The sequence below is a fragment of the Telluria sp. ZT3P26 genome, from assembly GCF_059686035.1.
Genome location: NZ_JCASII010000001.1, coordinates 532,383 through 545,409, shown reverse-complemented (window position 1 = coordinate 545,409; position 13,027 = coordinate 532,383). Strand labels below are relative to the sequence as shown.

Annotated in this window: 12 protein-coding genes and 1 tRNA gene; 8 read left to right on the top strand and 5 right to left on the bottom strand. The window is 63.7% G+C overall.

From position 1 onward, the window contains the following. Positions 1 to 308: 308 nt before the first annotated feature. Together AC56LN_RS02440 and AC56LN_RS02435 are read left to right on the top strand one after the other, a co-directional pair. Positions 309 to 1,274, top strand: coding sequence for an OmpA family protein (locus AC56LN_RS02440; protein ID WP_499569770.1), 966 nt, complete (start codon positions 309 to 311; stop codon positions 1,272 to 1,274). Beyond that, a complete protein-coding gene (locus tag AC56LN_RS02435; protein WP_499569769.1) occupies positions 1,228 to 2,058 on the top strand; it encodes a hypothetical protein in 831 nt (276 codons plus the stop codon). The genes AC56LN_RS02440 and AC56LN_RS02435 overlap by 47 nt, the downstream gene beginning before the upstream one ends. Before the next feature lie 256 nt (positions 2,059 to 2,314). On the opposite strand, the gene AC56LN_RS02430 is transcribed toward AC56LN_RS02435, so the two are convergent. The 3 genes from AC56LN_RS02430 to pepN all read right to left on the bottom strand — a co-directional run bounded on the left by AC56LN_RS02430 (position 2,315) and on the right by pepN (position 6,226). Then, positions 2,315 to 2,390, bottom strand: a tRNA-Thr gene (locus AC56LN_RS02430). 149 nt (positions 2,391 to 2,539) lie between these two features. Next, positions 2,540 to 3,541, bottom strand: a complete 1,002-nt coding sequence (locus tag AC56LN_RS02425) for a class 1 fructose-bisphosphatase (RefSeq protein ID WP_332533143.1) — start codon at positions 3,539 to 3,541, stop codon at positions 2,540 to 2,542. A gap of 27 nt (positions 3,542 to 3,568) precedes the next feature. Then, positions 3,569 to 6,226, bottom strand: coding sequence for an aminopeptidase N (gene pepN / locus AC56LN_RS02420; protein WP_499569768.1), 2,658 nt, complete (start codon positions 6,224 to 6,226; stop codon positions 3,569 to 3,571). Between the two features lie 188 nt (positions 6,227 to 6,414). Between pepN and AC56LN_RS02415 the strand changes: the two genes are divergently transcribed. After that, positions 6,415 to 7,068, top strand: coding sequence for a DUF4136 domain-containing protein (locus AC56LN_RS02415; protein WP_499569767.1), 654 nt, complete (start codon positions 6,415 to 6,417; stop codon positions 7,066 to 7,068). Positions 7,069 to 7,195: 127 nt separating this feature from the next. Here AC56LN_RS02415 and AC56LN_RS02410 read toward each other — a convergent pair whose 3' ends face one another. Both AC56LN_RS02410 and AC56LN_RS02405 read right to left on the bottom strand, forming a co-directional pair. Next, positions 7,196 to 7,348 (bottom strand): hypothetical protein, encoded by a 153-nt coding sequence (locus tag AC56LN_RS02410; RefSeq protein WP_499569766.1) that lies wholly within the window; start codon positions 7,346 to 7,348, stop codon positions 7,196 to 7,198. Then, positions 7,345 to 8,322 carry a quinone oxidoreductase family protein gene (locus tag AC56LN_RS02405; RefSeq protein WP_499569764.1) on the bottom strand — a complete coding sequence of 326 codons (978 nt, stop codon included), beginning with the start codon at positions 8,320 to 8,322 and terminating at the stop codon, positions 7,345 to 7,347. The genes AC56LN_RS02410 and AC56LN_RS02405 overlap by 4 nt, the downstream gene beginning before the upstream one ends. A 187-nt stretch (positions 8,323 to 8,509) precedes the next feature. On the opposite strand from AC56LN_RS02405, the gene AC56LN_RS02400 reads away from it, so the two are divergent. The 5 genes from AC56LN_RS02400 (at position 8,510) to rsfS (ending at position 13,026) form a co-directional block, all read left to right on the top strand. Then, positions 8,510 to 9,235 (top strand): YebC/PmpR family DNA-binding transcriptional regulator, encoded by a 726-nt coding sequence (locus AC56LN_RS02400; protein ID WP_332533148.1) that lies wholly within the window; start codon positions 8,510 to 8,512, stop codon positions 9,233 to 9,235. Between the two features lie 13 nt (positions 9,236 to 9,248). Next, a complete protein-coding gene (gene purD, locus AC56LN_RS02395; RefSeq protein WP_332533149.1) occupies positions 9,249 to 10,514 on the top strand; it encodes a phosphoribosylamine--glycine ligase in 1,266 nt (421 codons plus the stop codon). 210 nt (positions 10,515 to 10,724) lie between these two features. Continuing rightward, a complete protein-coding gene (gene hemF / locus AC56LN_RS02390) occupies positions 10,725 to 11,636 on the top strand; it encodes an oxygen-dependent coproporphyrinogen oxidase (RefSeq protein WP_499569763.1) in 912 nt (303 codons plus the stop codon). Then, complete coding sequence (locus tag AC56LN_RS02385; protein WP_499569762.1) at positions 11,633 to 12,298, top strand: nicotinate-nucleotide adenylyltransferase; 666 nt, start codon at positions 11,633 to 11,635, stop codon at positions 12,296 to 12,298. The genes hemF and AC56LN_RS02385 overlap by 4 nt, the downstream gene beginning before the upstream one ends. Then, complete coding sequence (gene rsfS / locus AC56LN_RS02380; protein ID WP_332533152.1) at positions 12,298 to 13,026, top strand: ribosome silencing factor; 729 nt, start codon at positions 12,298 to 12,300, stop codon at positions 13,024 to 13,026. Before AC56LN_RS02385 ends, rsfS begins: the two co-directional genes overlap by 1 nt. Position 13,027: the final 1 nt, after the last annotated feature.

Below are 13,027 nucleotides of genomic sequence, written 5' to 3'. Positions count from 1 at the left end.
CCCCCCACCCTGCCGGCGCCCCGGCGACCCGTGCAGCCCCCGAGCCCATGCTGCGCATCAATCCTGCCCAACAGGACAGGCGCGATCGTGACCGTATTGGTATCCTGCACGAAGAGCTCGCCGCCAAAGCGCAACGATGCTGACGCAATGCAGCGCGCGCAGGATGCCAGCAACAGGACTACCGAGTTATCCGCTGCCGATAGCCAGCGACTTCCCGAGGAGTTGTATGACCATCAAAAAAATATGCAGGCACGATTCGGAACTGCGACGCGCCCGCAGTGTGCAATCAGCTTCATGCAGCCATATGGTTGGGCGCAGCGCTGCTGGCGACGGCCCCTGTGCTGGCCGCCGACAAGACGGCCGTCGACCGCAAGGGTGGCGCCGACAGTCCGCTACTGAGCCGGTACAAGGGGTCGATCCTGTACATGTACGGCGACAGCCGCCTGGAGCAGGCGTCGGTCGTGACTGTGCAGAAAGGCAAACCGGTACTGATCCCGGTCGAGGGCAAGATCAGCAACCGCCTGTATCTTGCGCCCGATGACAGCAGTCCGCTTGAGATCTACCGCAACTACCGCCATGCGCTCGAAGCCGCAGGCTTCCAGACCTTGTATGCCTGCGAAACCGCCGCATGCGAACAAGCCAATGTGCAGCAACTGGTAGAGAATTTTCCGCGTAAGGCGCACTGGAACGGCTACGACAATGCCGTTCTTGGCACGTTCAACAGCGCCAATCAGCCGGGTTTTCATTACTACAGTGGCCAGCGCAAAGGACCTTCCGGCGTCACTTACGTGTCGATCGGGATCGTCTCCGGCTTTCCAAATTCGGGAATCATGAGTCGCAAGCGCCAGTTCGTGCAGATCATCGAACCGGCAGCAACCCGGTTGGGCAACGTCGAGGTCGACGCGGCGGCCATCACGACAGGACTCAAGCGCGACGGCAAGATGACCCTGTACGGTATCGAGTTCGACACCAACAAGGCAGTCCTGCGCAGCGATTCGGCCAGTCAGCTGGCCCAGATGGCGAACGTGCTGAAAGCCACGCCGGCCATGAAAGTATTCATTGTTGGCCATACGGACAACCAGGGCGAGTTTGCCGCCAACAGCACGTTGTCACAAAAACGTGCTGAAGCGGTATGTGCAGCGCTGGCCTCCACGTATGGGATCGCCTCGACAAGACTGGTGGCGCGCGGTGTCGCCAATCTGGCACCGGTGTCGACCAACGAAAGTGATGAAGGACGCGCAAAAAACCGGCGCGTCGAAATGGTCGTCCGCTGAGCCACTTGCCTTACTGCCTGGCTCGATACTGATCTTTCAGGAGATTTATTTGTTCACCACGTCCTTTCCCCCTCGCCTGCCGGCCATGATCGCGGCAATCCTGCTGCCATTCGGCGCAGCTGATGTAAGCGCCGCGACGGCGCCCGCCCTGGTCAATTTGCCACCGCCTGGCCTGTACCGGATCGACGCCGATGCCAATGCCATACAAAGCAATGGCGCTGTGCTGAAGCAGAAAAACGACAGCGCCAGTGGCATGGCCAGTATGCGAGTCCAGGCGCCAGGTGGGGCGGCCGTTGTCGGCGCGCTTCCCAGTCCGGGGCGACTGTGCATTGGCGCCACGGGCAGCGGCCTGTTGCCGCCAGCTGACCAGCAATGCACGAGTTCGGCACCAGTGCACGCAGCCGGCAGCACCACGTTCAGTTCGCGCTGCCCGAGCGCCGATACCACCGTTGCCGTCCGCAAGGTCAATGTCACTACCTGGGAAATGAAAACATCGGTCACCGAACGTATGGGGCAACAAGGCCTGCTCGACTTCGATCAACAGCGCAAGACGTTCGAAAACGCGTTGAAAAATTCCACCAGCGCCGATGAGCGTGAGGATGCGCGCTACGCACTCGAAAACTGGGAGGAACACAAGGCCGACATGCGCGCGATTGCTGCTGAACGCGGCGGCGCGGGCGCTGGCGGTGCCGTCATACGTTCGAGCGTCCTGGTGACGCGCCTGACACGCATCGGCGGCCAATGCAGGAGCGTTGGCGCGTCGGCGACGACAGGGGGACGATGAAGAGCATGTGGACCGTCGCCTGCGCGGCCCTGCCACTGACCGCTGCGCCGTATGTCGAAAGGCTATGTATTCTTTAAACAGCAAAAAAGGTCGATGAAATCTGGGCAGCCCGTGAGTTGCGCTCACGCTATAGGCAAATGCACTCGCCCGCCCATCGTGTCGCTCTGGATTCCTGTACCAAGGACTGGAGCATCGCCAACAAGAAAAAAGGGTTACCGGCCGAAGCCTGTAACCCTTTTTTCTGACTAACTAATTTTGGTGCCGCTGACCGGAATCGAACTGGTGACCTTCGCATTACGAATGCGCTGCTCTACCGACTGAGCTACAGCGGCGAAACCTGTGCTTCGCCTTCCATCATGCCCGACAAACAAGCCGTCGCTCACGAAAGAGCCGTATTCTAGCAAACAAACCGGCAACCTTGCTAGTGTGTATCGCGTCACTTTCGCAAGATTTCCGGTTTGCCTAATTTATCAGCACGTCTTCACGCAGCGTGATAGCCCGTAACGACATCCACTTCTTCCTTCGAACCCAGGAACACCGGCACGCGCTGGTGCAGCTTGGTCGGCTGGATATCGAGGATGCGGCCCTTGCCGTCGGTGGCCGCGCCGCCAGCCTGCTCGACGATCATCGCCATCGGATTGGCTTCATACATCAGGCGCAGCTTGCCTGGCATGCTGGTGTCGCGCAGGTCGGCCGGGTACATGAAGACGCCGCCGCGGGTCAGGATGCGGTGCACGTCGGCCACCATCGAGGCGACCCAGCGCATATTGAAGTCCTTGCCGCGCGGGCCGGTGGAACCCGCCAGCAGCTCGTCAACGTAACGCTGGACTGGCGGATGCCAGTGGCGCTGGTTCGACATATTGATCGCGAATTCCTTGGTTGCTGCCGGAATCTGCATGTCGCTCTGGGTCAGCACCCACGAACCCTGCTCGCGGTCGAGCGTGAAGCAGTGCACGCCGTTGCCGGTCGTGAGCACCAGCATTGTCTGCGGGCCGTACACGGCGTAACCGGCGGCCACCTGGGTGCTGCCGGCCTGCAGGAAGTCCTGCTCGGTCGGGTCCTGCATGCCTTCCGGGGCTTTCAGCACCGAGAAGATCGTGCCGATCGACACGTTGACGTCGATGTTCGACGAGCCATCCAGCGGATCGAACAGCAGCAGGAACTCGCCCTTCGGATAGCGGCTCGGGATCTGGCGGATGGTTTCCATTTCTTCGGACGCCATCGCGGCCAGGTGGCCGCCCCACTCGTTGGCTTCGAGCAGGATCTCGTTGGAGATCACGTCGAGCTTTTTCTGCACTTCGCCCTGGATGTTTTCGGTGTCGGCACTGCCGAGCACTTCGCCCAGCGCGCCCTTGCTCACCGAATAGCTGATGCGCTTGCAGGCGCGAGCCACGACTTCGATCAGCAGGCGCAACTCCGCATTGATGCTCTGGTGCTGGCGTTGCTCTTCCACCAGGTACTGCGTCAGACTTACGCGTTTCATGGGTTCCTCAGGTTGTGTTGAATGTGTTTAGTTGGCCAGCGCCTTGCCGACAATCTCGCGCACGTCGTTCGACAGCTTGACCTGCCCCGCCACCTTCTGCAAGGCTTCGCGCATCTGCCACTGCAGCGACGGCGCATAACGGCGCCAGCGGTCCATCGCGCGCGCCAGGCGGCTGGCCACTTGCGGGTTGAGGGCGTCGAGTGCGATGACCTGCTCGGCCCAGAAGGCGTAGCCGCTGCCGTCCGGCGCGTGGAACTGTACCGGATTGTTCACGCAGAACATCGCCACCAGGCTGCGCGCGCGGTTCGGGTTGCGCAGCGTGAAGGCCGGGTGTGTCATCAGCGCGCGCACGGCCGCCAGGTCGGTGGTCGGGCTTGACGCCTGCATCGCGAACCACTTGTCCACGACCAGCGCCTCGTTCTGGAATTCGTCATAGAACACGGCCAGCGCGTCGGCCGCCTGCGGCACGCGCGCGGCGACCAGGGCGGAGAGCGCCGCGGCGCGGTCGGTCATGTTGTCCGCTTCATCGAACTGGCGCTGCGCCAGCGCGACGCTGGCGTCGTCCGGCGCCGCGTTCAGGTAAGCCAGCGCCAGGTTCTTCAGCGCGCGCTTGCCGGCCGAGGCGGCGTCCGGGCTGTAGGGGCCGGGCGTGGCGTTGGCGTTGTACTGGGCCATGAGCTCGCTGCGCAGGCGCGCACCGAGGTCGGCGCGCACGAACTGGCGCGCGATGTGCACGGCCAGCGGGTCAACGCAGTCGAGCTGCTCGGCGACCATCGATTCGGATGGCAGCGTCAGGCACTGCTCGCGGAAGGCCGGATCGAGCGTATCGTCGACCAGGATCTTGCGCAGCGCCTCGATGAAGGTCTCGTCCAGGTTCAGGCTGGCGGCGGCATCGTCCTTCGCGCCGGCTTCACCGGTCAGCTTGAGCAGACGCTCCATGGCCAGGCGCTGGCCCGCTTCCCAGCGGTTGACCGGGTCGCTGTCGTGGCTGAACAGGTGCAGCAGGTCGGCATCGGTATAGCCGCCCTGCAGGATGACCGGCGCCGAAAAGTCGCGCAGCACCGAGGCCACCGGCTGCCCGGTCACGCCCGTGAAGACGAAGGTCTGCTCGGCTTCGGTCAGCTCGAGCACGGCGGTCGTGCCGCGCTGCTGGCCATCGACGACGAGCTGCATGTCGACGCCGGCAGCATCGAGCAGGCCAACGGCCACCGGGATATGGAACGGCAGTTTCTCGGACTGGCCGGGCGTGGCCGGGCACGACTGGAACAGTGTGAGCGTGTAGGTCTGCGCGGCTTCATCCCAGCGGCCTTCGAAGCGCAGCACCGGCGTGCCGGCCTGGCTGTACCAGCGCTCGAACTGGGCCAGTTCGCGGTCGTTGGCGTCGGCCATCGCGCGGCGGAAGTCGTCGCATTCGACGGCTTGCTCGTCATGGCGCGCGAAGTACAGGTCCATGCCCTTGCGGAAACCGTCGACACCAAACAGCGTCTGGTACATGCGCACGACTTCGGCGCCCTTTTCGTACACGGTCACGGTATAGAAATTGTTGATCTCGACAAACGAGTCGGGCCGCACCGGGTGCGCCATCGGGCCGGCGTCTTCCGGGAACTGCGCCTGGCGCAGCGTGCGCACCTGGTCGATGCGGGTGACGGCGCGCCCGGTGGCGGTGCCGATCATGTCAGCCGTGAATTCCTGGTCGCGGAATACCGTCAGGCCTTCTTTCAGCGACAGCTGGAACCAGTCACGGCACGTCACGCGGTTGCCGGTCCAGTTGTGGAAGTATTCGTGCGCGACCACGGCCTCGATGCCCTGGAAGTCGATGTCGGTGGCCACGCGCGGGTTGGCCAGCACGAACTTGGTGTTGAAGATGTTCAGGCCCTTGTTTTCCATCGCGCCCATGTTGAAGTCGCTGGTGGCGACGATCATGAAGCGGTCCAGGTCGAGTTCGAGCCCGTATTTTTCTTCGTCCCAGCGGATGCTGTGCTTGAGCGACTGCATTGCATAGTCGGTCTTGTCCAGGTTGCCGTCCTCGACCCACACCTGCAGCAGCGCGTCGCGGCCATCGGCCAGGCGGAAGGTTTCTTCCTGGCAGACCAGCTGCGCGGCGACCAGGGCGAACAGGTACGACGGCTTCTTGAACGGGTCTTCCCACAGTGCATAGTGGCGGCCATCGTCCAGGTCGCCTTCTTCGAGCAGGTTGCCGTTGGACAGCAGCACCGGGTAGCGGGCTTTATCGGCGCGCAGCATCACGGTGAACTTGGCCATCACGTCCGGGCGATCCGGGAAGAACGTGATGCGACGGAAGCCTTCGGCCTCGCATTGCGTGAAGAAGTTGCCGTTCGACACATACAAACCGCTCAGCGTCGTGTTCTTGTCGGGCGCGCACAGCGTTTCGATCTCGAGCACCACGTCGTCCGGTGCCGAGCGGATCGTCAGCAGGTTGTTGGCCAACGTGTAGTCGCGCTTGCCCAGCAGCTTGCCATTCAGGCGCAGCGCGACCAGCTCGATGTCTTCGCCGTGCAGCTCGATGCCGCGCGTGGTCGCGGCCGGGTTGCGCCGCAGCGTGAGGCGGCTGGCCACGACGGTACGCGCCGGGTCGAGGTCAAAGCCCATCTCGACGGTATCCACCAGATAGCTGGGCGGGGTATAGTCCTTGCGGAAAATGGTCTGGGGCGTATCGGTGCGCATGGTGGGCTCGGGCTGACACAGTGGATGAGGGGCTTATTTTACCAACAAGCTTTTGGATCGCCGCCGACGAATTGCCATGTATCGCTTTGTAGGCACGGTAACGGGGTGTAAAAGTGGCTCCCCTGAATCTGAACAAAGGGTAATCTTGAAGATCGGGGAAAAACCGACAAGACAAACGGGAGATTTGCATGAAACGCTTCATCACGATCGCTCTGGGTACCGCATTTGCGTTGCTGCTGGGCGGCTGCGCGACGAGCATCCGCAGCGATGTCACGACGTTCCACCAATGGCCGGCGCAGATTGCCGACAAGAGCTATGTGTTTGAAGTGCCGTCGCCGCAGGACGATACCCTCGAGTGGCGCAGTTACCAGGACCTGGTACGTGGCCAGCTGGCACGCCAGGGCTTCCGCGATGCCAACGGCGCCACCCCGGCGCTGACCGTGGCGATGCGCTTCACCACCACTGAGGTGCCGGTGCGCGTGGTCGAACCGCTGATGACGCCGTACTTCTATCCGAGCGCGCGCTTCGGCTACGGCGCTTATCGCAGCGGATTCAACCGCCGCTACTGGGGCGGCTGGTACAGCCCGTTCTACGATCCGTTCTGGGGCCCGTACCCGTCGTACCAGACGTCGATCGAGAACCAGTACCGGCGCGAGCTGCAGGTGGCGATCAAGTCGTCGCGCGACGGCAAGCGCCTGTTCGAAGTGACCGTGCACAACATGAGCCGCACTATGTCGACACCGGAAGTCATGCCGGCGCTGGTGCAAAGCGCGTTCGAGGGCTTCCCTGGCCAGTCGGGCATGGCGCGCCGGGTGGTGGTGACCAAGGAACCGGGCCGCTGAGCACCACCAACGGCGCATACCCCCCCCACGTCATTCCCGCGCAGGCGGGAACCCAAGTACTGTTCGCGTTGTCTTGACGCGGGCACCCTTGGATTCCCGCCTCCGCGGGAATGACGTTGTTGGGCCGTCAGCTGAAATACGCCTCCGACCCGAACGTGATGGCCACGACCAGCAGCAACGCCAGCACCAGCACCATCAGCAGCCGCCCGAACTTCGGCGAACCATCGTTTGCCGGCCGCGACGGCGGTGTGAACGGCGACTCGTCCCGGGTATCCCTCATGGCAGCAGCACCGTCGAGCCGGTGGTGCGGCGCGATTCCAGCGCGCGGTGCGCCTCGGCGGCCTGCGCCAGCGGGAAGGTCTGGTTGACGTTAATGGTCACCTTGCCGCTCGTGACCATCTCGAACAGCTCGGCCGACATCGCCTCGGCGTCCTGCTGGTTGGTCATGTAGTCGAACAGGGTCGGGCGCGTGATGTACAGCGAACCGCGCCGGGACAATTCGCCGGGCGTGAACGGTTCCACGGCACCGGACGCATTGCCGAAGCTGACCATCAGGCCGCGGCGCTGCAGGCAGTCGAGCGACGCGGCAAACGTGTCCTTGCCCACCGAGTCATACACCACCGGCACGCCGGCCCCGCCCGTAATTTCTTTCACACGCGCCACGATGTCTTCGTCGTTGTAGTTGATGACGTGCGCCGCGCCATGCGCCAGCGCCAGTTCGCCTTTCTCTTTCGAGCCGACGGTGCCGATCAGCTGCACGCCAATGGCGCGCGCCCACTGGCAGGCGATCAGGCCCACGCCACCGGCTGCGGCGTGGAACAGGATCGTCTGGCCGGCCTTTAGCGGATAGGTCGATCGAAACAGGTATTGCACGGTCAGGCCCTGCAGCATCATGGCCGCTGCCGTCTCGAACGAAATCGCGTCGGGCAGCTTGACGACGACTGCGGCCGGCAGCACCCGCAGATCGGCGTAGGCGCCGTTGGGCCCGCCGGCGTACGCGACGCGGTCGCCCGGCTGCACATTGGTCACGCCCTCGCCCACCGCCTCGACCACGCCCGCGCCTTCCTTGCCCAGGCCGCCGGGCAGCGGTTGCGGGTACAGGCCGGTGCGAAAGTACACGTCGATGAAGTTTAGGCCGATCGCGTGCTGGCGCAGCAGGATTTCGCCCGGGCCAGGCGCCCCGACGTCAACATCGACATACTCCATCACCTCGGGGCCGCCATTGGCGGCGATGCGGATTGCTTTGGCGTGCATGCGGTTCTCCTTTGTGTGTACCAAGAATACCGTATTCATGCCCGTCGCCGGCGAAAGCGCCGGCGCGCCAGACTGTTGTTTCCATGCCGATTCGCGCCCCTGGCTTGATGGCCCTTGGACGTTTTTGCAAGGGGGCGCTATGCTAGAATGTCGGCCACTCTTGCATACCGTCTAAGGAATTCTCGACATGGCTGGACACAGCAAATGGGCCAATATCAAGCACAAAAAGGCCGCAACTGACGCCAAGCGCGGCAAGATCTGGACGCGCCTGATCAAGGAAATCACCGTCGCCGCGCGCATGGGCGGCAGCGACATCCCGTCCAATCCGCGCCTGCGCCTGGCAGTCGAGAAGGCGGCTGATGCGAATATGCCGAAAGATAACGTCACGCGCGCCATCCAGCGCGGTTCGGGCGAACTCGAAGGCGTCAACTACGAAGAAGTGCGCTACGAAGGCTACGGCATCGGCGGCGCGGCGATCATCGTCGAGTGCCTGACCGACAACCGCGTACGGACCGTCGCCGAAGTGCGCCACGCGTTCAGCAAGAACGGCGGCAATATGGGCACTGAAGGCTCGGTCGCGTTCATGTTCCAGCACACGGGCCAGTTCCTGTTCGCGCCGGGTGTCGACGAAGACAAGCTGATGGAAGCGGCGCTCGAAGCCGGCGCCGACGATGTCGCGGCCGACGACGAAGGCGGCTTCGAAGTGCTGTGCGATCCGCACGCCTTCGCTGCAGTGAAGGAAGCACTCGAAGCGGCCGGCTTCAAGGCCGAAGTGGCCGAAGTCATCATGAAACCCGCGACCGAAACGGTGTTCACGGGTGACGACGCGATCAAGATGCAGAAGCTGCTCGATGCACTGGAAAACCTGGACGACGTCCAGGAAGTGTTCACCAACGCCGTGATCGACGAATAACCTGGTAGGCAATATGAAAATTCTCGTAGTCGGCTCGGGCGGCCGCGAACACGCTCTGGCGTGGAAACTGGCCCAATCGGAACGCGTGCAAACGGTGTTCGTCGCCCCCGGCAACGGTGGCACGGAGCTCGACACGCGCCTGGTGACGGTCGACCTGCACGAGCCGCAGGCGCTGGCCGACTTCGTCGTGGCCGAGCATATCGCGCTGACGCTGGTGGGCCCCGAAGTACCGCTGGCCGCCGGCATCGTCAACCTGTTCCGCTCGCGCGGCCTGAAGATCTTCGGCCCCACCCGCGAAGCAGCCCAGCTCGAGAGCTCGAAGGATTTCGCCAAGTCGTTCATGCAGCGTCACGGCATCCCGACCGCCAAGTACGAAACCTTCTCGGACGCTGCTGCCGCCCACGCCTACATCGACGCCAACGGCGCGCCGATCGTCATCAAGGCCGATGGCCTCGCGGCCGGCAAGGGCGTCGTCGTTGCCATGACGCTGGAAGAAGCGCACGGCGCCGTCGACCACATGCTGGCCGATAACGCCTTTGGCGACGCCGGTGCGCGCATCGTCATCGAAGAATTCCTGGCCGGCGAAGAAGCCAGCTTCATCGTCATGTGCGACGGCAAGAACGTGCTGGCCCTGGCCACGAGCCAGGACCACAAGCGCCTGAAGGACCACGACCAGGGTCCGAACACGGGCGGCATGGGCGCCTACTCGCCGGCGCCGATCGTCACGCCGTCGATGCATGCACGCGTGATGCGCGAAATCATCAACCCGACCATCCAGGGCATGGCGCGTGACGGCATCCCGTTCACGGGCTTCCTGTACGCCGGCCTGATGATCGATGCCGACGGCAATCCGCGCACGCTCGAGTTCAACTGCCGCATGGGCGACCCGGAAACCCAGCCGATCATGGCGCGCCTGAAAAGCGACTTCGCCACCGTGCTCGAACACGCCTGCAACGGCACGCTCGACACGGTCGAACTCGAATGGGACCGCCGCACTGCCGTGGGCGTCGTGATGGCCGCCGCCGGTTATCCAGACAGTCCGCGCAAGGGTGACGTGATCGACGGCATCCCGCCGGAAGTCGCCGAATGCGTCACCTTCCACGCCGGCACGCGCGTCGTGGGCGGCACGCTGCAGGCCAGTGGCGGCCGGGTACTGTGCGTCGTGGGCCTGGGCGACAGCGTCAAGATGGCGCAGAAGCGCGCCTATGAAACGGTCGAGAAGATCCACTTCAATGGCGCGCAGTACCGGCGTGATATCGGCTGGCGCGGGATCAAGTAAGCGGGGGTTGAACTTGGGTTCCCGCCTTCGCGGGAACGACGGACTGACAGCCGCCTTGAATATCACGTCAGCATGTTTGCACGTCGTTCCCGCGCAGGCGGGAACCCAAGTCACACCGAACAGCCTCAGGCACCAACCGCCTTACAACGAACCACCACGTGCACAGGTGTACAATCTGCGCTCTTTTCATTTCCCGACCGCGATCGTTCCATGCCATCCCTTCATAGCGCAGCCATCAAGGCCTGGTTGCTCGACCTCCAGGCGCGTATCGTCCACGACCTCGAACAGGTCGATGGCAAGCCGTTCCTGCGCGATGCATGGGAACGGCCCGAAGGCGGCGGCGGCATTTCGCGCCTGATCGAAGAAGGCAATGTGTTCGAGCGCGGCGGCGTGAACTTTTCGCACGTGATGGGCGCCGCCCTGCCCCCGTCGGCCAGCGCCGTGCGCCCGGAGCTGGCGGGCCGCGCCTGGGAAGCGATGGGCGTGTCGCTGGTGCTGCATCCCCGTAATCCGTATGCGCCGACGGTGCACATGAACGTGCGGTTTTTCGAAGCGACCGCGCCCGGTGAAGAGCCGGTCTGGTGGTTCGGCGGCGGCATGGACCTCACGCCGTATTACGGCGACGAGGCCGATGCGCGCCACTTCCATCAGACCTGCCACGATGCACTGGCGCCGTTTGGCCCGACGCTGCACCCGCGCTTCAAGACTTGGTGCGACGAGTATTTTTATCTGAAACACCGCAAGGAAGCGCGCGGCGTGGGCGGCATCTTTTTCGATGACCTGAACGAACTGGGTTTCGAGCAGTCGTGCGCGCTGATGCAAAGCGTCGGCAACAGCTTCACCACCGCCTACCTGCCGATCCTGGCGCGCCACAAGGACCGCCCGTACGGCGAGCGCGAGCGCGATTTCCAGGCTTACCGGCGCGGCCGCTATGTCGAGTTCAACCTGGTGTGGGACCGCGGCACGCTGTTCGGCCTGCAGTCGGGTGGCCGCACCGAGGCGATCCTGATGTCGATGCCGCCGATCGTGAAATGGCGCTACGACTGGCAGCCCGAGCCGGGCAGCCCGGAAGCGCGCCTGGCGACCGACTTCCTGCCGCACCGGGACTGGCTCGCGCCGTGACGGCCTGCATCGCCGTGCTGGGCGGCAGCTTCGATCCGGTGCACCGCGGCCACGTCGCGCTGGGCCAGCTGTTTTGCGGCTTGCTGCAGGCCGACCAGCTGCGCATCCTGCCTGCCGGCCGCCCGTGGCAAAAGAACGGCATGGAAGCCGGCGACGCGCATCGCATCGCGATGCTCGAACTGGCGTTCGGGCCACTGAACAACGACAAGCTGCAGGTCGTGTTCGACCTGCAGGAAATCGAACGCACGACGCCGACCTATACGGTGGAGACCTTGCGCGCGCTGCGCCGGGAACTCGGCCCGCAGGTCTCGATCGTATTCCTGATGGGCGCCGACCAGCTGCGCAATCTGGATACCTGGAATGAATGGCGCGAACTGTTCGCGCTGGCCAACCTGGGTGTGGCCACGCGCCCGGGGTACGACCTGGCACAAGAAACATTGCCACCACCGGTGGCACAAGAATTGTCGACGCGCCTTGCGACGCCCGACACCGTGCGCGCAAGCAGCCACGGAAAAGTTTGCCTCGCACCGACGCTGGACGTCGACATTTCGTCAAGCCGCATTCGTGCGGCCTTGCACGCGGGCCACGAAGCGGACGCAAACACGCTCGCAATGGCGCAAGTGCTAGACTATATTCAACAACATAACCTGTACAAAAACTAATGGATCTCAAGAAACTGCAAACCCTCGTCGTTGACGCCCTGGAAGATGTCAAGGGCCAGGACATCGTCATGTTCGACACGACGCACCTGACCAGCCTGTTCGACCGCATCGCCGTCGTCTCGGGCACCTCGAACCGCCAGACCAAGTCGCTGGCCGCATCGGTGCGCGACAAGGTCAAGGCTGCCGGCGGCGACGTCATCGGCATGGAAGGCGAGGACACCGGTGAATGGGTGCTGGTCGACCTGGGCGACATCATCGTCCACATCATGCAGCCGGCCATTCGCCAGTACTACCGCCTCGAAGAAATCTGGGGCGAGAAGCCGGTCAAGCTGGGTGCTGCCAAGCGCAAGTCGACCGCCGAAGGCGCTGAAGCCGACGAAGCCAAGCCGAAGTCGAAGCACCTTGCCGCCAATCAGGACAAGGTCGAGGCCAAGCCGGTCAACGAACGCAAGCCTGCCGCCAAGCGCGCTGCCACCGTCGCCAAGACCATCGCTGCCGAAGGTCCTGCCGCCGCCAAGAAGCCGGCTGCCAAGAAGGCCGCTGCCAAGGCTGTCCCAAGCGGCAAGACCGTGAAGGTCGGCCCGAGCAAGACCGAGACCGCCGCTGTCGAAGCAACCAAGGCCAAGCCACCAAAGCGCGCCGTGAAAGCTGCCGCGCCGAAAGAAGCGCCAGCAGTCGAAGCGCCGGCCAAGAAAGTGATCCGTCGTATCAAGAAGGATGCTGAGTAAG